Origin of the sequence: Halobacillus salinarum (assembly GCF_022919095.1) — a bacterium.
GTDB lineage: Bacteria > Bacillota > Bacilli > Bacillales > Halobacillaceae > Halobacillus_B > Halobacillus_B salinarum.
On the sequence record NZ_CP095073.1, the window covers coordinates 3,378,204 to 3,402,926 of the forward strand.

Annotated in this window: 26 protein-coding genes, 2 pseudogenes, 1 riboswitch and 1 other annotated feature; of the genes and pseudogenes, 13 read left to right on the forward strand and 15 right to left on the reverse strand. The window is 41.6% G+C overall.

What is annotated here, in order from left to right; all coding sequences use genetic code 11:
* Nucleotides 1-76 precede the first annotated feature (76 nt).
* The 3 genes from MUN89_RS17540 to MUN89_RS17550 all read left to right on the forward strand — a co-directional run bounded on the left by MUN89_RS17540 (nucleotide 77) and on the right by MUN89_RS17550 (nucleotide 3,095).
* Nucleotides 77-988, forward strand: coding sequence for a TIGR01777 family oxidoreductase (locus tag MUN89_RS17540; protein ID WP_318036094.1), 912 nt, complete (start codon nucleotides 77-79; stop codon nucleotides 986-988).
* Between the two features lie 103 nt (nucleotides 989-1,091).
* On the forward strand, nucleotides 1,092-2,219 hold the full coding sequence (locus tag MUN89_RS17545; RefSeq protein ID WP_244709029.1) for an amidohydrolase: 1,128 nt from the start codon (nucleotides 1,092-1,094) through the stop codon (nucleotides 2,217-2,219).
* 324 nt (nucleotides 2,220-2,543) lie between these two features.
* A complete protein-coding gene (locus MUN89_RS17550) occupies nucleotides 2,544-3,095 on the forward strand; it encodes a GNAT family N-acetyltransferase (protein WP_244709030.1) in 552 nt (183 codons plus the stop codon).
* 187 nt (nucleotides 3,096-3,282) lie between these two features.
* Here MUN89_RS17550 and MUN89_RS17555 read toward each other — a convergent pair whose 3' ends face one another.
* A complete protein-coding gene (locus tag MUN89_RS17555) occupies nucleotides 3,283-3,951 on the reverse strand; it encodes a DUF3298 and DUF4163 domain-containing protein (protein ID WP_244709031.1) in 669 nt (222 codons plus the stop codon).
* A gap of 143 nt (nucleotides 3,952-4,094) precedes the next feature.
* Between MUN89_RS17555 and MUN89_RS17560 the strand changes: the two genes are divergently transcribed.
* The 3 genes from MUN89_RS17560 to MUN89_RS17570 all read left to right on the forward strand — a co-directional run bounded on the left by MUN89_RS17560 (nucleotide 4,095) and on the right by MUN89_RS17570 (nucleotide 5,915).
* Nucleotides 4,095-4,913: a GNAT family N-acetyltransferase gene (locus MUN89_RS17560; RefSeq protein WP_244709032.1), complete on the forward strand. Its 819-nt coding sequence runs from the start codon at nucleotides 4,095-4,097 to the stop codon at nucleotides 4,911-4,913.
* Between the two features lie 184 nt (nucleotides 4,914-5,097).
* Nucleotides 5,098-5,514 carry a hypothetical protein gene (locus tag MUN89_RS17565; RefSeq protein WP_244709033.1) on the forward strand — a complete coding sequence of 139 codons (417 nt, stop codon included), beginning with the start codon at nucleotides 5,098-5,100 and terminating at the stop codon, nucleotides 5,512-5,514.
* Nucleotides 5,515-5,555: 41 nt separating this feature from the next.
* Entirely contained in the window at nucleotides 5,556-5,915 is a 360-nt protein-coding gene (locus MUN89_RS17570) for a Lin0512 family protein (protein WP_244709034.1), read from the forward strand.
* Nucleotides 5,916-6,224: 309 nt separating this feature from the next.
* Here MUN89_RS17570 and MUN89_RS17575 read toward each other — a convergent pair whose 3' ends face one another.
* The 5 genes from MUN89_RS17575 to MUN89_RS17595 all read right to left on the reverse strand — a co-directional run bounded on the left by MUN89_RS17575 (nucleotide 6,225) and on the right by MUN89_RS17595 (nucleotide 10,261).
* Nucleotides 6,225-6,896 (reverse strand): TraR/DksA C4-type zinc finger protein, encoded by a 672-nt coding sequence (locus tag MUN89_RS17575; RefSeq protein ID WP_244709035.1) that lies wholly within the window; start codon nucleotides 6,894-6,896, stop codon nucleotides 6,225-6,227.
* A gap of 180 nt (nucleotides 6,897-7,076) precedes the next feature.
* On the reverse strand, nucleotides 7,077-8,213 hold the full coding sequence (locus MUN89_RS17580) for a bifunctional cystathionine gamma-lyase/homocysteine desulfhydrase (protein ID WP_244709036.1): 1,137 nt from the start codon (nucleotides 8,211-8,213) through the stop codon (nucleotides 7,077-7,079).
* Nucleotides 8,210-9,136, reverse strand: coding sequence for a PLP-dependent cysteine synthase family protein (locus MUN89_RS17585; protein ID WP_244709037.1), 927 nt, complete (start codon nucleotides 9,134-9,136; stop codon nucleotides 8,210-8,212). The genes MUN89_RS17580 and MUN89_RS17585 overlap by 4 nt, the downstream gene beginning before the upstream one ends.
* 17 nt (nucleotides 9,137-9,153) lie before the next feature.
* Nucleotides 9,154-9,615, reverse strand: a complete 462-nt coding sequence (locus MUN89_RS17590) for an S-ribosylhomocysteine lyase (protein ID WP_244709038.1) — start codon at nucleotides 9,613-9,615, stop codon at nucleotides 9,154-9,156.
* 1 nt (nucleotide 9,616) lies between these two features.
* Nucleotides 9,617-10,261 (reverse strand): class I SAM-dependent DNA methyltransferase, encoded by a 645-nt coding sequence (locus tag MUN89_RS17595; RefSeq protein WP_244709039.1) that lies wholly within the window; start codon nucleotides 10,259-10,261, stop codon nucleotides 9,617-9,619.
* 261 nt (nucleotides 10,262-10,522) lie between these two features.
* Between MUN89_RS17595 and MUN89_RS17600 the strand changes: the two genes are divergently transcribed.
* Both MUN89_RS17600 and MUN89_RS17605 read left to right on the forward strand, forming a co-directional pair.
* Complete coding sequence (locus tag MUN89_RS17600; protein ID WP_244709040.1) at nucleotides 10,523-10,906, forward strand: DUF302 domain-containing protein; 384 nt, start codon at nucleotides 10,523-10,525, stop codon at nucleotides 10,904-10,906.
* A gap of 120 nt (nucleotides 10,907-11,026) precedes the next feature.
* Complete coding sequence (locus MUN89_RS17605) at nucleotides 11,027-12,214, forward strand: M14 family metallopeptidase (protein WP_244709042.1); 1,188 nt, start codon at nucleotides 11,027-11,029, stop codon at nucleotides 12,212-12,214.
* Nucleotides 12,215-12,257: 43 nt separating this feature from the next.
* Here MUN89_RS17605 and MUN89_RS17610 read toward each other — a convergent pair whose 3' ends face one another.
* The 4 genes from MUN89_RS17610 to MUN89_RS17625 all read right to left on the reverse strand — a co-directional run bounded on the left by MUN89_RS17610 (nucleotide 12,258) and on the right by MUN89_RS17625 (nucleotide 15,983).
* Complete coding sequence (locus MUN89_RS17610) at nucleotides 12,258-12,746, reverse strand: DinB family protein (RefSeq protein WP_244709043.1); 489 nt, start codon at nucleotides 12,744-12,746, stop codon at nucleotides 12,258-12,260.
* A 27-nt stretch (nucleotides 12,747-12,773) separates the two neighbouring features.
* A complete protein-coding gene (locus MUN89_RS17615) occupies nucleotides 12,774-13,100 on the reverse strand; it encodes a hypothetical protein (protein ID WP_244709045.1) in 327 nt (108 codons plus the stop codon).
* 275 nt (nucleotides 13,101-13,375) lie between these two features.
* Nucleotides 13,376-14,752, reverse strand: coding sequence for an argininosuccinate lyase (gene argH, locus MUN89_RS17620; protein ID WP_244709047.1), 1,377 nt, complete (start codon nucleotides 14,750-14,752; stop codon nucleotides 13,376-13,378).
* The gene (locus tag MUN89_RS17625; protein ID WP_244709049.1) at nucleotides 14,745-15,983 is read right to left on the reverse strand and encodes an argininosuccinate synthase; all 1,239 of its coding nucleotides are present in this window, start codon (nucleotides 15,981-15,983) and stop codon (nucleotides 14,745-14,747) included. Before MUN89_RS17625 ends, argH begins: the two co-directional genes overlap by 8 nt.
* A gap of 51 nt (nucleotides 15,984-16,034) precedes the next feature.
* Nucleotides 16,035-16,250, reverse strand: a binding site (T-box leader).
* 192 nt (nucleotides 16,251-16,442) lie between these two features.
* Here MUN89_RS17625 and MUN89_RS17630 point away from each other — a divergent pair.
* The 4 genes from MUN89_RS17630 to queE all read left to right on the forward strand — a co-directional run bounded on the left by MUN89_RS17630 (nucleotide 16,443) and on the right by queE (nucleotide 19,216).
* Complete coding sequence (locus MUN89_RS17630; protein ID WP_244709051.1) at nucleotides 16,443-17,138, forward strand: TVP38/TMEM64 family protein; 696 nt, start codon at nucleotides 16,443-16,445, stop codon at nucleotides 17,136-17,138.
* Between the two features lie 96 nt (nucleotides 17,139-17,234).
* Nucleotides 17,235-17,280, forward strand: a riboswitch (PreQ1 riboswitch).
* 82 nt (nucleotides 17,281-17,362) lie between these two features.
* A complete protein-coding gene (gene queC / locus MUN89_RS17635) occupies nucleotides 17,363-18,034 on the forward strand; it encodes a 7-cyano-7-deazaguanine synthase QueC (protein ID WP_244709053.1) in 672 nt (223 codons plus the stop codon).
* Entirely contained in the window at nucleotides 18,034-18,495 is a 462-nt protein-coding gene (gene queD, locus MUN89_RS17640; protein WP_244709055.1) for a 6-carboxytetrahydropterin synthase QueD, read from the forward strand. Before queC ends, queD begins: the two co-directional genes overlap by 1 nt.
* On the forward strand, nucleotides 18,488-19,216 hold the full coding sequence (gene queE / locus MUN89_RS17645; RefSeq protein WP_244709056.1) for a 7-carboxy-7-deazaguanine synthase QueE: 729 nt from the start codon (nucleotides 18,488-18,490) through the stop codon (nucleotides 19,214-19,216). The genes queD and queE overlap by 8 nt, the downstream gene beginning before the upstream one ends.
* A 161-nt stretch (nucleotides 19,217-19,377) precedes the next feature.
* Here queE and MUN89_RS17650 read toward each other — a convergent pair whose 3' ends face one another.
* Both MUN89_RS17650 and MUN89_RS17655 read right to left on the reverse strand, forming a co-directional pair.
* Complete coding sequence (locus MUN89_RS17650) at nucleotides 19,378-19,539, reverse strand: YqaE/Pmp3 family membrane protein (protein WP_244709058.1); 162 nt, start codon at nucleotides 19,537-19,539, stop codon at nucleotides 19,378-19,380.
* A 14-nt stretch (nucleotides 19,540-19,553) separates the two neighbouring features.
* Nucleotides 19,554-20,276, reverse strand: coding sequence for a phosphatase PAP2 family protein (locus tag MUN89_RS17655; RefSeq protein WP_244709060.1), 723 nt, complete (start codon nucleotides 20,274-20,276; stop codon nucleotides 19,554-19,556).
* 195 nt (nucleotides 20,277-20,471) lie between these two features.
* Between MUN89_RS17655 and MUN89_RS17660 the strand changes: the two genes are divergently transcribed.
* Nucleotides 20,472-20,807, forward strand: coding sequence for a DUF3889 domain-containing protein (locus tag MUN89_RS17660; protein WP_244709062.1), 336 nt, complete (start codon nucleotides 20,472-20,474; stop codon nucleotides 20,805-20,807).
* 217 nt (nucleotides 20,808-21,024) lie between these two features.
* Here the strand turns inward: MUN89_RS17660 and uraH are convergent, their stop codons facing one another.
* The 3 genes and pseudogenes from uraH to MUN89_RS17680 all read right to left on the reverse strand — a co-directional run bounded on the left by uraH (nucleotide 21,025) and on the right by MUN89_RS17680 (nucleotide 24,627).
* Nucleotides 21,025-21,378 (reverse strand): hydroxyisourate hydrolase, encoded by a 354-nt coding sequence (gene uraH, locus MUN89_RS17665; protein ID WP_244709064.1) that lies wholly within the window; start codon nucleotides 21,376-21,378, stop codon nucleotides 21,025-21,027.
* A gap of 10 nt (nucleotides 21,379-21,388) precedes the next feature.
* A pseudogene (gene pucL / locus MUN89_RS17670) lies at nucleotides 21,389-22,877 on the reverse strand (factor-independent urate hydroxylase).
* A gap of 131 nt (nucleotides 22,878-23,008) precedes the next feature.
* Nucleotides 23,009-24,627 (reverse strand): annotated as a pseudogene (locus tag MUN89_RS17680) (PucR family transcriptional regulator).
* Nucleotides 24,628-24,723: the final 96 nt, after the last annotated feature.

Genomic DNA, 24,723 nt, shown 5'->3' on the forward strand with positions numbered 1-24,723 from the left:
GAGTAATAACTCAGCAAGCAGTGATAAGAACCGCTATAATAAAAGAACCGATTGGCAGACATTCGAGGAGGAATGAATGATGAAGATTGCAATCGCCGGAGGAACAGGCTTTGTAGGCAGCCGTCTCTCTCAACTTTTCACTCAGGAAGGGCACCATGTGTACATACTTACACGCAGTCCCGAAAAGCATAAAGATTCCAATAAAATTACTCACTTAGGCTGGTTAAAAGATGATTTCCATCCTGAGGATGAACTCGGGGAAATTGACGCTTTTATTAACCTTGCCGGTGCTTCATTAAGCGGAGGAAGATGGACAGAAGAGCGGAAGCGGTTGATTATGGACAGCCGTATCCAGGCTGCTGAAGAAATCATAAGCATCATCGACTCTTTACCACATAAACCTGAGGTACTTATAAATGCTTCTGCAGTTGGGTATTACGGAGAATCCAACCGAAAATCGTTTACCGAACAGACTGAATCCCCAGGCACAGACTTTCTGGCTAATGTAGCTGAAGAATGGGAAGAGCGCGCCTCAAAAGCTGAAAAGAGAGGCATAAGAACGGTTTACCTGCGACTAGGCATCGTTCTTGGTGAAGCTGGAGTTTTACCTATGATGAAGCTTCCTTACCAATGGATGGTGGGTGGAAATCTAGGTACGGGCGAACAATGGGTGTCCTGGATCCACGTTGATGATGTTACAGAGTTAATTAACTTTATCCTCCAAAATAACGACTTCAAAGGTCCCGTTAATGCCACCGCTCCAAATCCAAAAAGAAACAAAGATTTTGGACAGACGCTGGCAGATGTGCTCGATCGACCTCACTGGCTTTCAGTGCCTGGATTCGCTCTAAAAGCTTCCTTGGGAGAAATGAGCACCCTGCTTCTCAATGGACAGGCCGTTCTGCCCAGGAAAGCGGTCATAAATGGCTACCGGTTTAAGTATCCTGAATTAAAACCAGCTCTAAGCTCCATTCTAAAGAAGGAATAGCCCCTCTGAGGAACGAAGCCTAAAAGAAAGCTTCGTTCTTTTTATAGCTAAAATGCTTTTATTCCGTATACTAATAATACTACCACTGAAAGGCTCGATGTTTATGAATACCGTTATTACAAATGTCACGATTTATCCCGTCACCTCTTCCCGAATACCTAATGGGAGCGTACACGTTGAAGATGGAAAAATAAAAGTCTTTGGAGCGAACTTGTCCGTTCCTCCTGATGCTGAAGTAATCGACGGCAAAGGAGCCTGTCTTTACCCTGGTTTCATTGATATTCACACCCACCTTGGTCTCTATGATGAAGGGACTGGCTGGGCAGGAAGTGATGCCAATGAAACGATTGAAGCAATCACCCCACATTTGAGAGCCATTGACGGAGCACATCCGCTTGATCCCGCTTTTTTTAATGCACGCAAAGCAGGTGTTACGACTGCTCATATTATGCCGGGAAGTGCGAACATGATTGGCGGTACAACGTCCGTTATCAAAACTGTCGGTCACACAATTAATAAAATGATTGTCAAAGAAACAGCGGGGTTAAAGCTTGCTCTGGGTGAGAACCCAAAAAGAATTCATTCGCAGTCAAAAAACGCTTCCATTACCAGATTAGGAATTATGGGTACATTAAGGGAAACTTTCTACGCGGCAATGGAAAGCGAACACCCAAACCATTTAAGAATTAAACCGATTCTTCAAGCCATCAATCGGGAAATTCCTGTCCGAATCCACGCTCACCGGGCTGACGACATTATTACTGCCCTTCGTTTCGCTAAAGAGTTCAATTTGGATTTACGCATTGAACATTGTACGGAAGGACACCTCATTGTCGATGAGTTATCCGCGTGGGACGACCTGCAGGTTTCTGTCGGTCCTACTTTTACCCGGATGTCAAAAATCGAATTAAGAAACAAGACGTGGCAGACGTATAAGGTTCTGCACGACTTCGGTATTAAAGTTTCGATAATGACCGATCATCCTTATACCCCTATTCAATATTTGAATATTTGTGCAGCCCTCGCCGCCCGGGAAGGCATGGATATCGAGGATGCGCTGAGAGGCATTACCATTACTCCAGCTAAAAACCTCGGAGTTGACGATCGAGTCGGCTCAATTGAGAAAGGGAAGGATGCAGATCTTGTCTTGTGGAACGGTCATCCATTCGAGTTTATGTCTAAACCAATCTGGACGATGATTGATGGAAAAATCGTCTATATCCAGGAGTGATCCGCCCTGGTTAATAAAGCCCTTACAACCTAAGCCTGGCCTGCAAAAACAGGTGTCAATTTTTTAATAAATTTTACAAAAAAATTCATTCACTTTTTTAAAAAAATCGATTATTATAAGCTTAGATGATTATGCAAATATAATCAGTAAGTAGTAAGGGAAGGCAAATGGTGCGCCACCAGCTGAGCTGGTTCTAGTGGGTTCGATTCCCACCCCGAATTTTTGTGAGCTGTTGATAAAAATTCGAGGGTGGTTTGAACAAACTGAGCGCATAATTTCCTTACGTTCAGACTACCCTCCTCTATTCATAAGGAGGGATTTTTTATGCTAAAAAAGCGTGAGTTACATGACGCCCCGGTCTTATTTGAGTTAATGAGCCATCCGGAAGTGTTTCCATTTGTCCGTCACAAAGCCGCATCGACTGATGAATTTTATTTCTTAACGAAGCAGACTTTAGAAGCAGAGGATCGGGGGGAGCTTATTTCACGTACCATCCTTGATGAATGGGGTCAGCCAATCGGAACCATCAATTTATTTGATATTCATGAAAATAAAGGTTTTTTAGCCACCTGGATCGGTCAGCCATACTTTGGAAAAGGATATAACAAACCAGCGAAAGAATCCTTCTTTGAAGAATTGTTCTTTCAGCTTGGCATCGAAGGTGTTTTTATGAAAATACGGCGCACCAACACTAGATCCATGAAAGCCGCTTTAAAAATTCCTTATGCAGCGGCTGCAAACGACCAATACCCTGAAGTATTATCTTGGATTAACCGGGAAAACGATGTTTATGACCTCTTCGTCATCTCAAAAGAACAGTATTTGTTCCACTATTATGGAGATCAGAATAACAGTGAGGAAGTTTTACAAGCTTAACTTATCCACATCCCTGTGCACAAAGTGGATAAAACATTAACAGCCTTTAAATACCACTATACGGTCCTGGAAGTACTTGTGAATAAGTTTTATCCACACGGATGTGGATAATGTGTGTAAATTAGAGAATCCCCTGTAAACAGGGGATTTTTTCTTGTGGGTAATTTTTTAAAAGCGACCAACGACTTTAAGTGATCGAAGGAAAAGGGGCATACGTTTCATTATCTTTTCTTTTAAGTCGTTCTAATGGAATTTGTATTTCAGGCGTTCCATACACACCTGGAGCAATTTCAAACTTATTAAAAATAAGGGTAACCAGCTTTCCTCTTATATAAAAAGCCGTATTTTCCCTTACGCCCGCAAAACTTTTAGTGAAATAAGTATCCGGTTCCTTCGCCAGTTCCTTTCTCACTTGTTTATTTAATTCTTCCATCTGAAAAAGGTCCTTCAGCCCAACGACCTTTCCATTGCTTTGATTCATGAAATTAATCGAAGTCACTGTGGAATTATAATTGTTCCCTTTAGAAATATGAGAAGTGAGAATAACTGAATAGAATTCTTCGTTTTTAATCACTGAACTTTCTTCATAATATAAAACAGGAAAGCCATTCATTTCCTCGGCAGCGCTGGAAATTTCTCTTGATGTATCTTCCAGTTTCTGAATAATTTTTTTATTAATTTCGTTTTGCAGCTTTTTATTCTCGAGCTGTTGAAAAATGGGATAGTCCACGTGAACTTCCCAATCCTGAGTTACTTGATCTTTATGTTTAATTCCATACTGGCTTGAAGCCTGGATAGGATAAAATAAACCGCTGACGAGCATGCAGCTTAAGAGTACACACAGATTTTTTTTCAAATCAAATCCCTCCTGTTTCCCTTAGTTTGACCCATTTTGCTAAATCTAAAGGAACTTGAGGAAATTTTTCTAATCTGAACTTATTGTGTTTTGTGAATAATCTGTTAGAATATATAACACTTTTACCAAAGGGAGGATTCGGTATGATTCGACAATTAAGGGAAACGGACCGTGAGCGGTGTCAGGAATTATTATTTGAAAAGCCCGCAGAAAATTTGTTTATGATTGGAGACATTGAAAATTTTGGATTTGATCAGGATTTTCAAAAGCTTTGGGGAGATTTTACGGAAGATGGACGTTTGAAAGCCGTGTTGCTTAAATACCACAGCAATTATATCGCCTATTCCAACACCGTTTTTTCAGGAAGAGAATTTGCTGAGATTATCAATCAAGATCCTGAATTTACCGAGCTTTCTGGATTAAAATCGATCACTGAGCACATCCTGCCTTATTTGGAAAACAAACAACCGAGAACACGTACCTTATATTACGCAAAGTGCGAAAAAAGTGATTTCCTGAATACCGACCTTCCTTTAGAGCAAGTATCACTTGCCGGCATTGAAGATATTCCTGCTATTGACGACCTTTATAACCTCATCTCAGAATTCGAGAAAAACAACCGGCGAAAAGAAAGCATGAAGCGTGGTATGGAGAGCGGTTCAGCGCGTACTTACCTGCTGAAGAACGGCAATGAAGTTCTTTCGTCTGCCTCCACCACAGCGGAAAATTCACTGTCTGCTATGGTAATCGGAGTCTGTACTCATCCGAATCATATCAAAAAAGGCTACGCCAGCTTGTGCATGACTAAATTGTGTCTTGACCTATTACAAGAAGGTAAAATGCTTTGCTTATTTTATGACAATCCAGAAGCAGGAAGGATTTATAAGCGGCTCGGGTTTGAAGATACCGGCATGTGGATGATGCATAACTTTCAACCTGCCCTCCATAACACTCCTTCCTAACAAGCTTTTGCACCGAATAATCGTAAGTAGCCTGCCTGCAGAGAAACAGTTGTTTTTCGCAGGCTTTTTTAATGGACGATTCAAAATCACATTCGTTTTGCAAGGATTAATGGTGGATAGATGTTTGCACGTCTCAAAAAAGGGAATGGTTTTACAAATCTTGTATGGAAGGGGCTAACTATGGATGGATCTGAAGAGCTTTACGGATGTATTTGCTGATTATGATGTAAAAATCAATAAGGATATACATGTCTCTTTCTCATTCGCCAATGGTCACGAGCTGCATTCTAAAAAGCAGCAAACAGATGTTACAGATCAGGAATTAATGGAAATTCAAGCATCAATAGATGACTTCATCCTGCGAAGACAGCATAGAGAACGGTTAATTAAGGAAATTTCTTTATTTGCTCTAACCTTGGAATCACTCGAGGAATTGAAAAGTCTATTTATTGAAGTTGATGAACTCCAAGGAATTAAGCCTTATGAAGTCAGCCAGTTAATCCTAAAACAAACTCCCGCATTCGTCCATAGCACCATTTTACAGACACTCGCAGAAATTGAACTGGAATCTCCAATTCAACCTGAAAAAGGAGTGTCTTAACTCAGGCCTCTGTCCATTTATTTCAGAAAGGATGAGTAATCATGGATCAAATTGTATTTATTGAAACCGGAATGGGGACAGATGTACACGGACAGGATATTACAAATGCGGCCGTACGGGCAGTAAACAATGCTGTCCGTTCCAATTCAATGCCGGGGATAAAAAACCTGCTTCCTAACCATTCTTTAGATAATATGAAGGTAAATGTGAAGCTTGCTCTCCCGTGCGATAAAGACCAATTAGATAAAGAAAAAGTGAAAAAGACGATCCCTTACGGTCAGGTGAATATAGAGATAATGGATGGCGGCATGCTGACTACTAGTGGAATAAAGCTTGAAGACCAGGGAGACAACAATGATATGATGTACATCGTCAATGCTGCCGTGGAAGTAGGTTATTAAAATTGAAAGGCGTTCCTTAAGAGATTAGGCTTGCAGAAATACGTTTTCTGCAAGCTTTTTCTATCTTAGATGAGTAACTTGTAGAATAATTTTAGATCCTACATATTTTTAAATTCGCTAAAAAAGGTATCGCAATGGAAAAAATACTTATTCCTGGGGCTAGCGGTCTTATAAGAAGAGTTTTATTTTACCTGCTGGTGATTGTACAAAACCAGAACCTCCATAAAATTGGAAGTTCTGGTTTTCATCTGCTATCACGTTATACGTTTATAAATAAGACTGTCGAAGTAAGTCAGTCTTACTTACTTCTTAACTTTCTTCTTCATCCTTCTCATCCATATACCGGTCATAATGAATATTTCGTTCGATGTGAATATTTTCATCACCTGTATAACCGTCAATATCTGTTGAAACAAAAGGTTCAAATTCTTCTACATAACCCACCCCGTCTTCATTATCCATTAATGAAGAATCATCATAGGTCATACTAGTTTGATTAAAAGAAGCCACTTGTTCATAGGCATCCTGCTCATTATACTCGTACTCAGCCTGATCCGTTCCATACTCCTCTTCCATATTTTCAATCACTTCCTCTTCGACAGGACGATCAGTAAAAACATCCTGATTTGGAGACGCATCTGCCGTTGTTCTTGCTGTAGGCATTGCTGCAAGACGTTCGAAAGGAATTGATTCCCCTGTCACTTCACAAATGCCATAGGTTCCCTGTTCCATCTGTGCAAGCGAATAGGTAATATCTGATAACTCTTCTTTTAAGTGGCCAAGCAGAGCGATATCCTTTTCTCTTTCATACAGTTCCGTGCCAGAATCCGCGGGGTGGTTATCATATTGAGACAACTCGCCTGAAGACATATCACTGGCAAAGCCTCTGTCTAAGCCTAAACTTTTTGAGTTGAGCAGCCGCTGTTCTATTTCATGCTGGCGCTCCTCTAATTGTTTTTTTAAATGAGTGAAATCCATCATCCACACTCCTGTTTCATAGTTCCATCTTAGTTTGGCTTAGGATCTTATGTATATACGAACTTTAAGTGATGTTCTAAAGAGGAGGGTGCGTTTCAATGTTTTCTAAAATCACCACAAAAAACCTTGCAGAAAATCCTGACGATTCTCTGCAAGGTTCAATGAAAAATGCCAAATCTTAATTTATTTTCTTAACGCCTGTAGAAAGTCTTCCTTCAAGTCTTCAATATCTTCAAGACCAATGGAAACACGGATTAATCCGTCAGAAATCCCCAGTTCCTGACGGCGCTCTTTCGGAATAGAGGCGTGGGTCATCATGGCTGGAACGGAAATCAGGCTTTCCACTGCTCCCAGACTTTCAGCTAACGTAAAGTATTGAACGTTTCGGAGGACTTGATCTGCTTTCTCTCCGCTTCCAACATCAAACGAAATCATACCACCGCTGCCTGCGGCCTGGTTCTTATGGACATCAGATCCTTTATGGTTCGACAACCCAGGATAATAAATTTTCTCAACTTCCGGCAGACCTTGAAGAAACTCAACAAACTGACGCGTATTGTCCTCAATTTCTTCCATTCGGATCCCAAGCGTCTTGATGCCGCGCATTAACAGCCAGGAATCCTGTGGTCCAAGAATGCCTCCAGAAGAATTTAAGACAAAGTGCACTTCATCTGCCAGCTTTTGGGAATTGACAACGACAAGTCCAGCAACGACATCACTATGTCCGCCTAAATATTTTGTCGCGCTGTGAAGAACGATATCGGCACCAAAATTAATTGGGGTTTGCCAGTAAGGAGTGCTGAAGGTGTTATCAACGATAAATGTAAGGTCATGCGACTTAGCAAGCTCCGACACCTTCTTAAGGTCAGTGATTTTCAGAAGCGGATTCGTCGGTGTTTCTACATAAATGGCCTTCGTCCGATCCGTAACAGCGGCTTCGATGGTTGCGGGGTCACTCGTGTCTACAAAGCTTGCTTCTAAACCGAAGCGGTTAATTACTTTAGATACTAACCGGTACGTTCCCCCATAGACATCATCGGTAAAAATGACATGATCTCCATGATTGAAGGTCATAAGCACCGCGGTTATTGCAGCCATCCCTGAGCCAAAAGCAAACCCAGCATATCCACCTTCCAATTCCTTTATTAACTCTTCAAGAGCAAACCTGGTAGGGTTTCCTGTTCGTGAATATTCATAGCCGCGGTGCTGTCCAACACCATCCTGGCGGTACGTACTCACTTGATAAATCGGTACTGAAACCGCTCCTGTTTTTTCGTCTCCGGTAATTCCACCGTGTATTAATCGTGTCTTCTTTCTCATTCATTCTCCTCCTCATAAATCCCCTGGCTTAAGTAACGTTCGCTGCTGTCAGGAAAAATGGTGACAATTTTCGTTCCCGGTCGTGCTGTTTCTGCTTCCCGGAGAGCTGCTTCAAAGGCAGCACCAGAAGAACTGGCAACAAGCAATCCTTCTTTTAATGCGAGTTCCCTTACCCTTTGAAAAGCAATCTCATCAGGAATGGTATGAATCGCATCAAATAAGCCCTTATCCATATACGGGGGCAGAAATTCCATTCCAATTCCTTCTGTACGATGAGACCCGGGTGCTCCTCCATTAAGAATTGAGCCCTCAGGTTCCACAATTACCGTTTTCGTGTTCTTGTTTTTTTCTTTCAGAAAGCGGGCCGTTCCGGTAAACGTACCGCCCGTTCCTGATCCTGCTATAAATACGTCTATTTCCCCATTCATATCAAGATACATTTCAGGAGCAAGGGTTTCGTAATAGGTATCAGGATTAGCCGAATTATGAAATTGCTGTGGACTGAATGAATTTGGGATTTCCTTATTCAATTCCTCAGCTTTCGCAATGGCTCCCCGCATGCCCTTTTCCGTTGGTGTATTAATAACCTCTGCTCCTAACGCCCGCATAAGCGTCTGCTTTTCCACACTAAATTTTTCCGGTGTCACAAAAATGACCTTAAAGTCTTTTCCGATGGCTGCCATAGCAAGGCCAATCCCTGTATTTCCTGCCGTTGGCTCAATAATGACTCCCCCCGGCTTCAAGAGTTTGCGCTTTAAGGCATCTTCAATCAGTTTTAAACCCAGACGGTCTTTAATACTGCCGCCTGGGTTCATAAATTCAAGCTTCGCAAAAATACGAGCTTGGTTCGGAATATCCGAATGTGTCAGTTCAATCATTGGCGTATTACCAACTAACGACTGTACGTTTGTCACGTAGCTCATGCTGCTTCAACCTCCGCTTATTGGAAAACTTCCGTCCATTCATCACGTTTATTTAACAATTCGCGGGCAAGCTCTTGAGCGCCTTCAAGACTATGACTCGCGGCAAATCCACATTGAACTTCATTGCAAGCGGGTACTTCTTCTGCATCCAGCACATCTTTTAACGTTTTTTCAATGACCGCTAAAATATTGTCATAGCTGTCATCATTCAAAATGGAAATATAAAATCCTGTCTGGCATCCCATAGGTCCAACATCAACAACCCGGTCGTGGTGATTACGGCTGTTCTCTGCCATTAAGTGTTCTAATGAGTGCAGCGCAGGCATATTCATATGCTCCTGGTTCGGCTGCTTAATTCTTAAATCATATTTATAAATTTTATCGCCATGTTCCCCTTCTGTTACTCCTACAAGGCGAAGATATGGAGCCTTTACTTTCGTATGGTCAAGGTTAAAGCTTTCCACGTTCATTTGTGGCATGTCATCCATCTCCTTTTTGCGCCTGGATTAACCAGGCATATTTGTTCAGTTGTTTAAACGTTACCTCAAAACCTGCCTTTAAAAACATCTCGTTAAGTTCTTCTACATAGGCATAGTATTCTTCCTTCAAATCCTGTGCTAAATTTAAATAGCCGGATTTTTCAGCCTCATTGATCAGCGTTTGTTTATGCTTCTGGTCTTTAAACAACGTATCGATAAAAATGATCCTGCCTTCAGGCTCAAGCAATTGAAAATACCGCTTGATTGCCGCCTTTTTCTCTAACGCATTTAAATGGTGAAAAGCAAAAGAGCTTACAATTGAGTGTACTGGTGTAGACAGGTTGGGAAAATTCATAAAATCCCCATCATATATGGCCGCTTCCGGACACTTTAAGGCAGCAATCCTTCTCATTTCTTCTGAAGGCTCTACACCGATTACTAATTTATTCTGCCTGACGATCTTTCTCGTTAAGTTAGCCGTTCCTAAACCGAACTCCATAACAGGAGACACAGCGAGATCAGCTAACTCTTCAAGCATCTTATCATAGCCTTCAAAGACCTCCAAATACTCTGGATCGCCCCCGGCTACAGTATCATCATATGAACTCGCCCATTTGTTAAAAAGGTCGACGAATTCAACTCCCATTTCATTCAACCCCTTATAGTCAATAATTCCAATCGTTTAACTCGGAATTACTTCTTCAATGTATCATATTTAATTAGGAACTACAATGGAAACAGCTGGTTCCTCTTTTTTCGTTCTTAATTGGTTTATTCTATGTCGCTATGACCCATTATGGTACTAGTAGGCTATTGAAAACCGCACCCGCCTTCGTCGTTTTATTCCGGCAATTTCATTGTTATAATATACATATAGGGGTATAAAATAATAAAGGAGCTGAATAATATGTTTCACTACACCGTCGAATCCAATCGTTCTCTGGAAGAGACAGTTACTTCTCTTGAAGACAGCTTAAAGCAGGATCAGTTCGGAGTGCTGTGGCATTTTGATATCAAGGAGACTCTCAATAATAAAGGATTGGATTTTAACCAGCCTTACCGTGTACTCGAGGTGTGTAACCCTGAAGAAGCTGAACGAGTCCTTTCTGAAAATCAGCTTGTCGGATACTTTCTCCCTTGCAAGATTGTCGTTTACGAAGACAATGGATCGATTAAAATCGGCATGCCCAAACCAACCGCACTCATTGAAATGGTTAACGACCCTGAATTACAAAAGCTGGCAGCAAATATCGAACAGCGGTTAATTACAGCTATCGATAACAGCCTATAATTTATTTAAGATACACCCAGCAAAATGAGGTGTATCTTTTTTCTGTGAACCTTTGATTCAATTCATGTGCTGTTCCCTATTTCCATATAATGAAAAAAGAAGGCTTTGAGGAGGTTCCACATGGATGTACAAGTAAGAAAAGGCGATACTCTTTGGTATTATTCCCACGTATTCAATGTGCCGCTTCGGCTCATTATCGATTCCAATCCATCTGTTTCTCCAGAGGGGCTTTCCGTTGGACAAACGGTTAAAATTCCAGGGTACAGTGTTTCTGCATACAGTATCAAACCCGGCGACACGCTTTGGGCAGTGGCCAACAACAGACGAATTTCTATCGACACCTTATTTTTACTTAATCCTGATATAAATCCAAATAACCTGCAAATCGGCCAAACGCTCCATGTGCCTTTACGAGTCACCTATCGAATCATAAGCGGAAACCAGAACTATGATTTTCAAACACTCTCCTCTCATCTCAATCAGCTGTATGAACTCTATCCTTTCATTCGAAAGGAGATGATTGGCAGCAGTGTGATGGGAAAGCCACTCGAAGAATTACAAATTGGCCGCGGGTCTAAGTTCATCCACTGGGACGGATCCTTCCATGCTAATGAATGGATCACAACAGCCATTATTATGCATTTCCTAAATGACTTCCTGCTGGCTTTAACAAACCAGGAAACGATTAGAGGGCTTTCGATTTATTCTTTTTACGACCAAGTCACGCTATCTGTTGTGCCAATGGTAGACCCAGACGGTGTGGACCTAGTGCTGAACGGGCCGCCGGCAGGACCTTTTGGAGAAGAAGCACTTCGAATCAATAGAGGAAGTGAAGACTTTTCCGGGTGGAAAGCGAATATTAGAGGCGTTGATTTAAATAATCAGTATCCCGCAAAATGGGATGTAGAAGCCGCTAGAAAGCCGAACGAACCATCTTTTCGTGATTTTCCCGGATATGAACCATTGACAGAACCTGAAGCCGTCGCAATGGCAGAGCTAGCCGGAAACCGTCAATTCGAAAAATTACTGGCCTTTCACACTCAGGGAGAAGTGATCTACTGGGGGTATGAAGACCTTGAACCACCGAGAGCGCAAACGATTGTCAGTGAATTTTCCCGTGTAAGCGGTTATGAACCCATTCGTTACGTTGACAGCTATGCGGGTTACAAGGACTGGTTTATTATGGTTTGGAGACGTCCTGGTTTTACTGTTGAACTTGGAAGTGGACTGAACCCGCTCCCCCTTAGTCAATTTGATGAAATCTATCAGGAATCGCTTGGTATTTTCTTAGCCAGTCTTTATATGTAAGGAAAAGTACAAATACAAATGATCCCGCAAAGATAGAGATACCTCACTGGGGAGGTATCTCTATTAATTTGGCGATTTGAGTAAAATGATGATTGTCATGCTCGGCTAACCCTAATAAGTAATCATAGAGAGTCATCGGTTTAGAGCGGATGAGAATTTCCTTTTCAAAGTCAGACTCTTCAAAATGATGAAGAACTTGGACGAAATGCCGCCTCTCCTCACAAAACCGTTCAATCGTGTCTTCCTTCTCCTCAGCCCTTGCCTGAATGGCAGCTTCTTCATTCACCACTTCAACATCTGGGGCAGCAGGCATCTCTTGGTGGGTAAATAAATAAGGGATCCGTTGGTTAAGCACGAATTTATCCCAGGCGACGAGGTGGCTGATGACCTCAGCTACGCTCCATTTCCCCGGTTCGATTGGAAGGCGCCAATTCTCTTCGGCGATGCTGCTTAAAGCTTGGACCCAATCTATGGATCCCTTGAAATGTTTGAGCAGCTGTTCCTTTTTATTTAACGTGGCATGCTCTTCCATACTGACACTCCTAATTGTACAGATTATTTATAAATGATCCTGATCCATATGTCCCATGTGCTGTTTAATGATTGACAGAGCTTCCTCATAGCGATCTTCATCTACTTCAAATTGCAGCAAATGGGTTAAGTGGCCGTCCGGGTCATCCATAATATCCTTCGTATTCATCACGCTTGAAATATTAGCCGTTCCGCCAAACTGACTGCTGCCCCCGACAGGTACAATGGTATTTAAATCTCTGTCGTCTGGAATTGCCTCAATGAATTCATGTTCAATTTCAAGAGATTGCAAATCGGCTTTTGCACTTTCTGCATCGTTCTCTGTGTGAAAATAAGCCTCCACATGTTTAGCCATAGGCTCCATTCCTTTCTCTTCTAATACTTGTATAGTACTTTTATAATTGCCTTTTTTTCAATTCTCAAACCTATTATTTGCTAAACAAAAAAGACCTCTTCTTTAAAGTAAAGATCAACTTGTAGAAAAAATCACTCCTTGTCATTAAAAGAAAAGTGAAGGATGTTGACGAATGGGGATGCTTCACTCATGGATGAAGAAAGAAAACCCGAACCAATATGTAAAATGATTCGGGTTTTCTTCTGAATCCTATGCTTTTTGCTCATCATTGACGATTATTGCTGTAAATGCTGCTTGGCAAGTCCCAATTGATATTCGACTTGCTTAAATCCTGTACCGCCTTCGCTGTTTCTCTCAGCTACTACTTGATCCGGTGCCAATTTATCATAAATATCAGCTTCAAATAGTTCAGAGAACTGCTGGTATTCCTCTATGGTTAATTCAAGTAAATACTTTTTGTTCTCAATGGCGTATAAGACAATTTTGCCGATCACTTCATGGGCTTGTCGAAAAGGCATGCCTTTTATTGCTAGATAATCAGCAATATCCGTTGCATTTGAATAATCCTCCTGTACCGCCTGTTTCATATTAGTCTGTTTGACATCCATCGTTTCAAGCATAGGAGCTAATAATGAAAGAGCACCATCCAAGGTATCAACCGTATCAAACATCCCCTCTTTATCCTCTTGCATATCTTTATTGTACGCAAGCGGAAGGCCTTTAAGAAGCGTCAGTAATCCCATCAGGCTTCCATAGATCCGTCCCGTTTTTCCTCTTAGGAGTTCAGGAACATCCGGGTTTTTCTTTTGAGGCATAATGCTTGAGCCCGTGCAGAAAGCATCGTCGAGTTCAATAAAATCAAACTCCTGGCTGCTCCATAAGACTAATTCTTCTGACAGCCGGGAAATGTGAGTAATTAAAATCGATGCATCTGATAAAAATTCAAGAATAAAGTCCCGATCACTGACTGCATCAAGCGAATTTGGATACACGCGATCAAAGCCGAGCTCTTCTGCGGTCATAGCCCGGTCAATCGGATAAGGCGTGCCAGCTAAGGCTGCTGCCCCCAGAGGCGACCAGTTTACCCGCTTTAAGCTGTCCTTCAGCCGTTCTTTATCCCTTTCAAACATCCAGAAATAAGCAAGCAGATGATGCGCAAAGGATACCGGCTGAGCACGCTGAAGATGCGTGTAGCCTGGAATCAGCGTTTCCACGTTTGCTTCCGCCTGGGTAACAATGGCCGATTGGACAGCTTTAAGGAGCGTAAGCAAGTATTCTGTTTTCTCTCGTAAATAAAGATGCATATCTGTCGCTACCTGGTCATTTCGGCTTCTACCTGTATGAAGCTTCCCTCCCACGGGACCGATTTCCTCTATGAGCATTCGTTCAATATTCATATGAATATCTTCATCACTTACATGAAAAGATGCTTCGCCATTTTCTATCTTCTTCTCCACAAGCTGCAGTCCTTGTTTAATTTGGGATGCTTCATCGAGCGTAATAATTCCACATTTACCGAGCATTTCCACGTGGGCAAGGCTGCCTTTTATATCCTGCATAGCTAATTGTTGATCATAGCCAATCGAAGAGGTGTACTCTTCGACCAGCTTGTTTGTAGGCTTAGTAAATCTGCCGCCCCAGAGCTTACTCATGGGCGCTCACCGGCACCTTCTTTGCGGTAATTCCTTCCGCTCTATGCACGTCGGCGTGAACTTTTGTCGGAAGACCCCACAGCTTAATGAAACCGACAGCAGCATTATGATCAAAGGCATCATGTTTGGAATACGTAGAAAGTTCTTCGTTGTATAAGCTGCAAGGAGATTTCTTGCCTGTCACTTGGTGATGCCCTTTAAACAGCTTCACTTTCACTGTCCCGGTAACGACCTGCTGGGTTTCCTCTACAAAAGCGGATAAGGCTGGCTGCAGTGGTGAATACCAAAGACCGTCATAAATCACTTTCGACAGCTGCTGATCAATCTGCGCCTTAGATTGGGAAACCTCCCTCGTTAACGTTAAATATTCCAATTCTTTATGGGCATTAATCAAAATCATAGCGCCAGGGTTCTCATATACTTCTCTTGATTTAATGCCTACGAGACGGTTTTCCACATGATCGATCCGTCCGACGCCATGTTTTCCACCTAGCTCATTCAATTTTTCAATTAACGGCACAAGCTCCATCACCTGGCCATTGAGAGCAGTTGGAACTCCTTTTTCAAATTCCAGCTCAATTGTCTCTGGCTGATCCGGCGTATTTTCAATCGGATTCGTCCACGCATACGCGGCTTCAGGTGCTTCCATCCAAGGATCTTCAAGCACTCCAGCCTCACAAGCACGCCCCCAAATATTGGCATCAATGGAGAACGGATTATCCAAGTTGACCGGAATCGGGATTCCTTTTTTCTCTGCATAAGCAATTTCTTCATCACGAGTCATGCCCCATTCTCTTACGGGAGCAATCACTTCAAGATTCGGATTTAAAGCCTGGATGGAAACCTCAAAACGTACCTGGTCATTTCCTTTTCCTGTACATCCATGGGCGACAGCTACGGCCCCTTCCTGCTCCGCGACTTCAACCAAAAGCTTCGAAATTAGCGGACGGGACAATGCTGAAGATAATGGATATTTCCCTTCATACAGGGCATTTGCTTTAAGAGCCGGCATTAGATACTCTTTTGCCAGGAGCTCTTTGGCATTAATCATAATTGCTTTAATTGCACCTACATCAAGAGCTTTCTGACGGATCGTTTCCAGGTCCTTTCCTTCTCCTACATCCAAACCAAGAGCGATCACATCATAACCATATTTCTCCTGAATCCATTTTACGGACACCGAAGTGTCTAATCCACCTGAATACGCTAATACTACTTTAGGTTTTGTCATTACTAGCTGCCTCCTTCTGTATAATCCATTAAAAAAGCCGTCTCTTATCATGTAAGAGACGGACATAGTGTTTGTTATCCGCGGTACCACTCTCATTGTCTAGTGTGTAGACCTGCTCCAACTGTTAACGGGTGATCCCGGTTCTGGCTACTGATGTTCACCGAACTTCTCTGAAGTGCGTTTCCGTAAATTTGAATCGCCAGGCTTCCACCAACCCCGGCTCGCTGAGATTCGCTTTTTACGTACTTTCTTCATCGTCGAATGTATTTTTATTAATAATTGATTATAATTATACAAAATCATTCATGGATGTCAACACATATTCAAAGAAAAATTTGAAGTTTTTTTGCCGTCTGAAAAGTGGATGCATTCAAGGCATTCCATTTATTTCTCGTTTCGTTCCATTAGAAAGGTGGAAACATATAGTAAAAAAAATATGCGTATAGAAGGGAGATTTTAATGAATAGCAGTCAGCTGAAAAGCTTTATCATAAAAATACTCATATTACTCTCTGCCGCTGGCCTGATTGTGCTCATCAACCAGCTCTTTATTCACATTAAACCGAAAACAGTTGCTGATTGGATGAAACAGCTACACGGTTGGGCTCCGTTCGTCTTTATGCTGATTTTTATCCTGCGACCCTTTACCTTAATTCCTTTATCCATTGTGGCTGTTGCCTGCGGGCTTGTATTCGGCCCATACTTGGGAGCGGTTTATATTGTCATAGGAACCACTTTAGGCGGAATTGTGTCATTTTCTGCATTGAAATATGCAAGTAAAAGCGTGGAATTATCGAACTGCCGGAATCTCAGCCAGCTCAAAAAGGAGCTCGAGAAAAATGGGTTGAAGGCCGTGATGATGCTTCGTCTCATCCCCGCAGTTAACTTCGATCTGTTAACCTACATCTGTGCTAAAACGGAGGTGCAGGATTGGAAATACACGCTCGGCACACTCGTCGGCACTATCCCCGGATCGCTTATGCTCGGTTTATTTGGTTCCAGTATGCTCACATTAAAACCAGGAAATCTGCTGATCTTAAGTGTTATTCTCGTTACCATTGCAGCTCTAGGAATTAAAATGAAAAAGAATATCGAAGACAACTACGATACTGAAAAATTGAAAGAAGAAGTGAAGGAGCTGAGAAGCAGTGCCTGACGGATATCAAAAAAAGATGTCCGTACCTCTTCTCCTTTTTCCTCCTATTTGTTATACTAGATGAAGTTAGTCATTGAATATAAATCTGCCACACGTGCAGGAGAGGTTCCTAGCTACACCCTCTATAAAAAACTAAGGATAGACCATACCTAGCCTTAGGTATGATTTTTTTATGTTTTTGGGTGAGTGGAATTCTCTTTTTCTGTGGAAAGGAGAATTTTTTTATGAAAAAAAACGAGAAAGCCGTTGTCGTATTCAGCGGCGGCCAGGACAGTACGACGTGTCTATTCTGGGCTCTAAAAAAATATGAAGAAGTAGAAACTGTAACCTTTGATTATAACCAGCGGCACAACGAAGAAATAAACGTAGCCAAAGAAATTGCTGAAGACTTAGACGTCAAGCACCATGTGCTGGATATGTCCCTTTTAAATCAGCTTGCCCCTAATGCCCTCACGCGGGACGATATAGAAGTTAAAGATGCTGAAGAAGACGGGGGTCTGCCTTCTACTTTTGTTCCAGGAAGGAATTTACTGTTTTTATCATTTGCAGCGATTCTTGCTAAGCAAATCGGCGCCAAACATGTGGTTACCGGAGTATGTGAAACAGACTTCAGCGGTTATCCTGACTGCCGGGATGTGTTCATTAAATCATTAAATGTCTCATTAAACCTGTCCATGGACGATGAATTTGTTATTCACACTCCGCTGATGTGGCTCGATAAAGCAGAGACCTGGGAACTCGCGGATGATCTGGATGCCTTCCATTACGTCAGGGAGAATACGCTAACCTGCTATCATGGAGTTCGCGGTGATGGCTGCGGAGAGTGTCCAGCCTGCAAGCTGCGGCAAAATGGACTGGAAACTTACTTGAGAAAGCTTGAGGAGGTAAATGGCTGATGTACGGGTTTACTATTGTAGAAAATCTGCAAAAGATTGATCAGGATATCAAACGCCACGAGCTCAAATACCATAGCAAGCGCGTATTAGTAAGCAAAGAATTCACGTTTGATGCCGCCCATCACCTTCATTGCTACGAAGGAAAATGTAAAAATCTTCATGGCCACACCTATAAAGTGATCTTCGGAATCAGCGGATTTGTTAATGAGATCGGGATCGTTATGGATTTTGGCGATATTAAAAAAATCTGGAAAGAGCAAATTGAAATTCATCTCGACCACCGCTATTTAAATGAGACGCTCCCAAATATGAATACAACAGCAGAAAATATGGTCGTCTGGATTTATGAAAAGATGGTCGAGGCGTTAAGAAATGATGAAACCCGTGTCGAATTTGTGAAGCTTTTTGAAACGCCGACAAGCTATGCAGAGGTCAGACGGGAGTGGATGGAACATGAATAAATTCCCAGTACTGGAAATCTTCGGACCAACCATTCAAGGTGAAGGGATGGTCGTCGGCCGGAAAACGATGTTTGTCAGAACAGCCGGCTGTGATTACAGCTGTGCCTGGTGCGATTCCGCTTTTACTTGGGACGGCAGTGCAAAAGAAGAAATCGAACGCTTAACAGCAGACCAAATCATCGAAAGACTCTATCAGGTCGGCGGCAGCCAATTCGACCACGTGACGATTTCCGGTGGCAACCCTGCGCTTTTGGCTAAGCTTAGCGAGCTGATTACTCCCCTCCATGAGCAAGGAATTGAAGTTGCCTTGGAAACACAAGGAAGCCGCTGGCAGGATTGGTTTCCATTGATCGATGATTTGACGATTTCTCCTAAACCACCTAGTTCTATGATGAAAACTAACTGGACCGTTCTGGATGATATTTTACAAAAATTAAAGGATCACGACCGCCTGTCACACACGAGTCTCAAAGTAGTGATCTTTAATGATGAAGATCTAAAATACGCCGAGTTTGTGCATGAACGCTACCCTGATGTGGACTTTTATTTGCAGGTCGGAAATGACGATTTGGAAGAAAATAAACCCGCTTCGCTTGCCAGTGAGTTGTTAGACAAGTATGAATGGCTGATTGACAAGGTTGTCGCATCTGCCAAACTTAACCGCGTGCGGGTGCTGCCGCAAGTCCATGCCCTCGTTTGGGGAAATAAACGCGGTGTATAACAAGCTGTAATTTTAAAAAAGCCGGATTCTATAAGCGGAATCCGGCTTTTTCTTTCTTCAAGGAACTTAATATTTTTGGTGACTCTTTGCATTTTTTATATCTCATGTTCTCCTCGATCATTAAAAAAGCATGAAAAGATTCCATGCTTCTCAAAAGCTATTTATTTTTTACTGTCATAATGACCTTTCACTACAACAGCAGCATGTACAGCTCCAGGTACGTAAAAAACCAAGGTGAGCAGCAGGTTAAGCAGGGCTTTCAACGGCTTTCCTGTAAACAAAACGGCTAAAGGCGGAACAAAAATCGCCAGGATATATAACATTAGAACTCCTCCTTCTATTTCATAATTGTGTTTGTCCTGCTTGTTGTCCTTCGATCTCTTCTTCGCTGGTTCCACATGGTCAGCTCCAGAGCGGCTATGCATACAGCCAGCCAGATAAAACCAAAAGTGAATCCGGCTAGAATATCGGTGAAATAATGAACTCCTAAGTATACACGGCTGAAACCAATGAGTAGAATGTAAACCGATAAACAGACAGCGAACGTATATTTCCATTGTTTTTTTATAGGACTGATGATGATTAAATAAATAATAAATCCATAAAACACCATTGAACCTGTGGAATGACCACTCGGAAAGCTGAAACCTGTAGCATCATACTTCGCTACTATTTCCGGACGCTGCCGGGCGAAAAAAGCTTTCAGGGTTTTAGTAAGTGTACTGATTCCAGCCATTGTGACTGCAAAAAAAATGGGAACCCATTTACTTAATTTTGAAAAGTAGATTAAATAAAGAATGACGATAACAGAACTAACCGTCAGCCACATCACAGAGCCTGTTTCCGTAATCCAGCCCGCTGCAGTATCTAGCCAGGGCGTCTTCATATGACTGACAACATCGATTGCCATTTGATCAGCAATAAATTTCTCATGTTCCAAAACATCCTCTGCCAGCTCTGAAAATATATAAAAGCAAGCTCCCGCTGAAAAGAAACCAAGAATTAGAATGACGAGGGAAGCTTTAGAAAGATCGGTTATCTTTGTTCCTGAAAACAGCACGCCAAAACCTCCTGACACCACTGCTACTTCCGTTTATTTTGTTTTTATTTCCCTTATCTACAGTAGACAAAACCCATTTGGCAGAGCCTCTTTCCCCCCTAAGTTCACGCCTGTTTCCCTTATAGCTTTTACTGAATTCATAAGTATAAAACATCTTTTCCAACGAACGATAATGATATAGAAAGGAGGAAGCTTATGAAACACTCTCATTTCAGAGGAGCTGCGTTTTTAATCGTCATTTCTATTCTTGCTTTTGCCTTCAGTTCTGGGTTTGCCAGACAGCCGGAATATGCCCAGTGGGGCAAAACGGCTGTTGAAGAAACAGCGAAAAAATATCCAGGCTGGAATCTTACCGAGTATGAATATGACGGGAAGGTTTTTATTTCTGACAACCGAGAACAATTTAACTTCAAATTTGTATTGGAAAATGAAAACCAGCAGAAAAAAGACGTACTCGTTTATGTGCTCGTGAATAAACCTCAAAATAAACTCATTGATGTCTACTTTGATGAGCTTCAGGATTTATCCTAGCATACAGTTTCCATAAAGCTTCACCTTTATTCCAAAAGCCACTTCCTGTGAAAGGTGTGGCTTTTTTTATTAAACAAATAATTATTTAGTTTGTATAATAGATTTTTTACAAAAAATAGGTGGGAATAACTATTATAATGGAAGGATGAGAATACCGACAGTTAACGAAACAAGATGTAAGAGGCAGACGCCTTCTTACATCTTGTTTTCATTTATTTTAACTTCCTCGATAGACTTGATATCCCCACGGCGATACGAGCAGAGGGACGTGATAAGGTTGAGAAGGATCACTGATTCCAAAACGGACAGGCACCGTCGTTAAAAAATGAGGTTCATTTCTTTCCTTTCTTTTTCTCTGGAAATACTCACCGATATAAAAAACAACCTCGTAGATTCCTCGTTCCATCTCCCCTCCTTTTAATAAGGGATGGCTTAGACGTCCATCTTCATTCGTCCGGCTGGTTCCTAAATACTCCCGATCATCTTCGTCGATACGGAAAAGATCAATTCTCACCTGAGAAGCAGGAAGCCCATGGGATAAATCTAACACATGCGTCGTTAAGCCAGTCATACGTTCCTCCTTAATAAGTACTGTGAGACTCTAGTGCGGAACCTTCATGATGAACAAGGTCCTCATGTGTAACCGTAAAGACTTGAAAGCCATAGGGAGGACGCGGTTCTGTATAGACCTTTCCCGCTGATCCGGGAATTTCCCCAACAACTGTTTCCCAGGTCCGGTTTTGAGATTCGAATGTTACATCTTTTAGTTGAGGGAATCTAGCTAATATACGGAGACCAATATGATAGATAAGGTTCTGGATAGAAGGTGTAGATTGTTCATGGAACACACAAGCAGCGATATCCTTCACTTGTTCGGCAGCTACGTAGCTTTCTGCTTCTTCCCCATAAGCAAGCTTTTTGTCATGATACTGCCAATGAATATTTAAATAAATAAACAGCGGTCGATTGCCATCTTCCGGAAGTGTAGTATATTCATCCTGAATGTAACCAACAAAAGAATTCCCGCTGACCTTTATTAACTGTAAATCGTATAAAGAGCTCTGCTGACTTTTCAATAAAATTTTTTCTTCCTTGCGGATGTAATGACAAGAAGCTGCTACGGTCTCATTACGCGAATGCTTAAAGACGACATCACTCTCTGTAAGCCTGGTTGATGTAAGTGCCCGAGCAGATTCAAAAGGAATTTCCTCTCCTTTCATCTCTACACTTTCAAAATGAGAATATTTATTAAGAAAAGCTTGTGCTGTATAAGCAAGAAATCCTTCGATCGTGCAGCCTTCATAACTGCCTAAATGTTTTTGAATGAAATTTTTCATCGAATCTGTCGCTACAACCATCGAATTATCTCCCTGTGTAAACGACGGGAGAAATTGCTCCCCGCCAACTTTGACACTCACATTTATGCCAAACACAACATTGCTCTTTCCGTTAAAATCGGACTCTTCAATACGCCGGACATCTTTCAGCGGCTTTAAATATGTACGATATGCAAAAACATCACGTTTTCCGTAAAACATTTCACGTTCTTTGTCCATAGACAGAATCTCCTTTTATAGAAAGTTTATCTTCCAGCCGGAACATAGCAATTTGATAGATTTCACATAAAGCCGTTTCGAACTCTATCGCTGGTGATCGAGTTAATCTTTCCTCCAGAACTTTGTGGACAGTCGATTTATCTTTTCCTTTGACAGCAAATATGAATGGAAAATCAAACTTCTCTAAATAAGCTTGATTCAGTTGTTGAAAGCTGTCATTATCCTCCTGGCTTAGGTTCTTTAACCCCGCCTGCAGCTGCTCATTTACTGAGTCCTCACTCATATTAATGCCGGCTGCTCCAAGGTGCGGATGGGAACGAATTAATTCCAGCTGCTCTTCTAAAGGGGATTCTGCAACAATTTGAACCATCCGTTCATGTAGATGATGGACGGAGTGAAAGGGTCTGAATTTGAGTACCTTTTTGGCTACCCAAGGGGAGTTTTCAAAAATTCCGCTTAAACAATTTGTAAAATTTTTCTCATTCGCTTCATTTAGACTTTGCAGGCTGGGCATCTCCACCCTCCTTATAGAATATCAATAATATTTCTATGAGTACTATGAGTTTATCCAATATTCTGACAAATGTCTTTAGACAGTTTCACTAATTCTTTTTCACAAAACTATGCAACAGCTACAATTATTCCTTAATTCTGCTCCAGTAGTTTTTTAATTCTTAAGGCGAGCCTTAACTGGAGAGTGATTTCAGAATCAGAGACACTCTTCCCTAATAATTCCTCACATTTTTCAATTCGGTAGACGACAGTATTACGATGGACAAACAACCGTTTCGCCGTTTCAGAAATCTGACAGTGTGTTTCTAAATAGACAAATAAGGTCTGCAGAAGGGTTTCGTCTTTATCGAAGCCTCTCACCTGAAGGGGATAAAGGGAGTGGGAATAGAATTCCTGTAAATCTTCCTTTGGCAGGAGCCGCATTAATTCCATGACATCTTTGGTCTGGTACAACTGAATAAACTGGTATTTGCCGGCAGCTTCACCAGTTTTAAGAGCATCTAAAGCCTCCCTGAAAGCACTGTTCACATTGATCAGCCCTCTTGAGATATTGCTTACCCAAAAGACAACGAACGTCCAAACCGTTGGTTCACTTGCTTTTGAACTAACTTCAACGAACTTTTTGCATAAGCGTTCACATTGTCAATGGAATCATGCACTTCAAATAACAAGACACAAAGCTCTCCCTTTGTAAATAGATGGGTGGACAATGATAACCGGACAATTTCATCTTCGATATACTCATAGATCGAGTCCATTTCCTTGCGGCTTTGTGTAAAGTTAGTCGTCCATTCATGCTCTTCCATTTTTCCAATGGCACACATATAGTTTTGTTCACTATCAAGAGAAAACTCTTTTGCCCTGTTAATCACCTCTGCATTCGATGTAAATAAGCCTTCCGTAAAATTAAAGAAGAAATCATTCTTAGCCTGTCTTGTATGTTGTTTGAGAGCATTTTCTTTCATCATTTCAAAGGAAATAACATTGGTCGCTTGTTCAATTGTTAACAAAGAAAAGTGATCATCCGGCTTTATTTCACCCAACACAAGCAGAAAACCGGCTTTTTTCTCATGGGTATAAACTAAAAAGGCTGAATAGGTAGCCTGATCAGGCAGTGTAGAAAATGTAAAAAATGAAGTATCAGGAAATAAGATGGAAGAATCTTTAAAGTATAAATCCTGCATCACTTTTGCTGTGAGATCATTAGGCTGGGAGTAAGCGATCGGCTTTGCATATTGATCCAGCAATACAACGGGGTATTCAATCATTTTAGCCAAGCTTTTAATGAGTGTTTTAATTCCTCTCCCACTCATGACGTGATCTGTAAACTGTTTATGGGTTTCGAGAGCAAACCGCAGTTCATTCGTCCTTTTATCTAAAATGCTGCTTAAAATCTCATTGACAATATCGCCCAGCGATTGTTCAAGAGGGATATCGATTATAGGAAAGGATAGCCGGTCTCCTGCCTCTATTACTTCCTCGGGGATTTCCTTTAGAAATCTTTTCGTTTTGATTCCTAATGCAGCACACCCTTCTCTTTTCATGTGCTCCACTAATTTCACTAATGAATGAGGGTCTTCTTTCACATGATAAGCTGTCGTCACCAGCATTTCATTAGGTTTTAAAAACCGAGCAATATCTGGAGCATCCATCATATTCACATGAAGCACTTCTTCTTCCAGGCCATCTCTTCCTGCTATGACCTGAGCACCTTGAAGTGCCGGTACATCGAGAACCTTCGATACCTTCATGGTCACCAGTCCTTTCACTACTTGAGAGTTTAACAGATATTTTATCATAATTTTTAGATAATTTATTTAAATTGCACAAAAATTCTTTCTATTTAT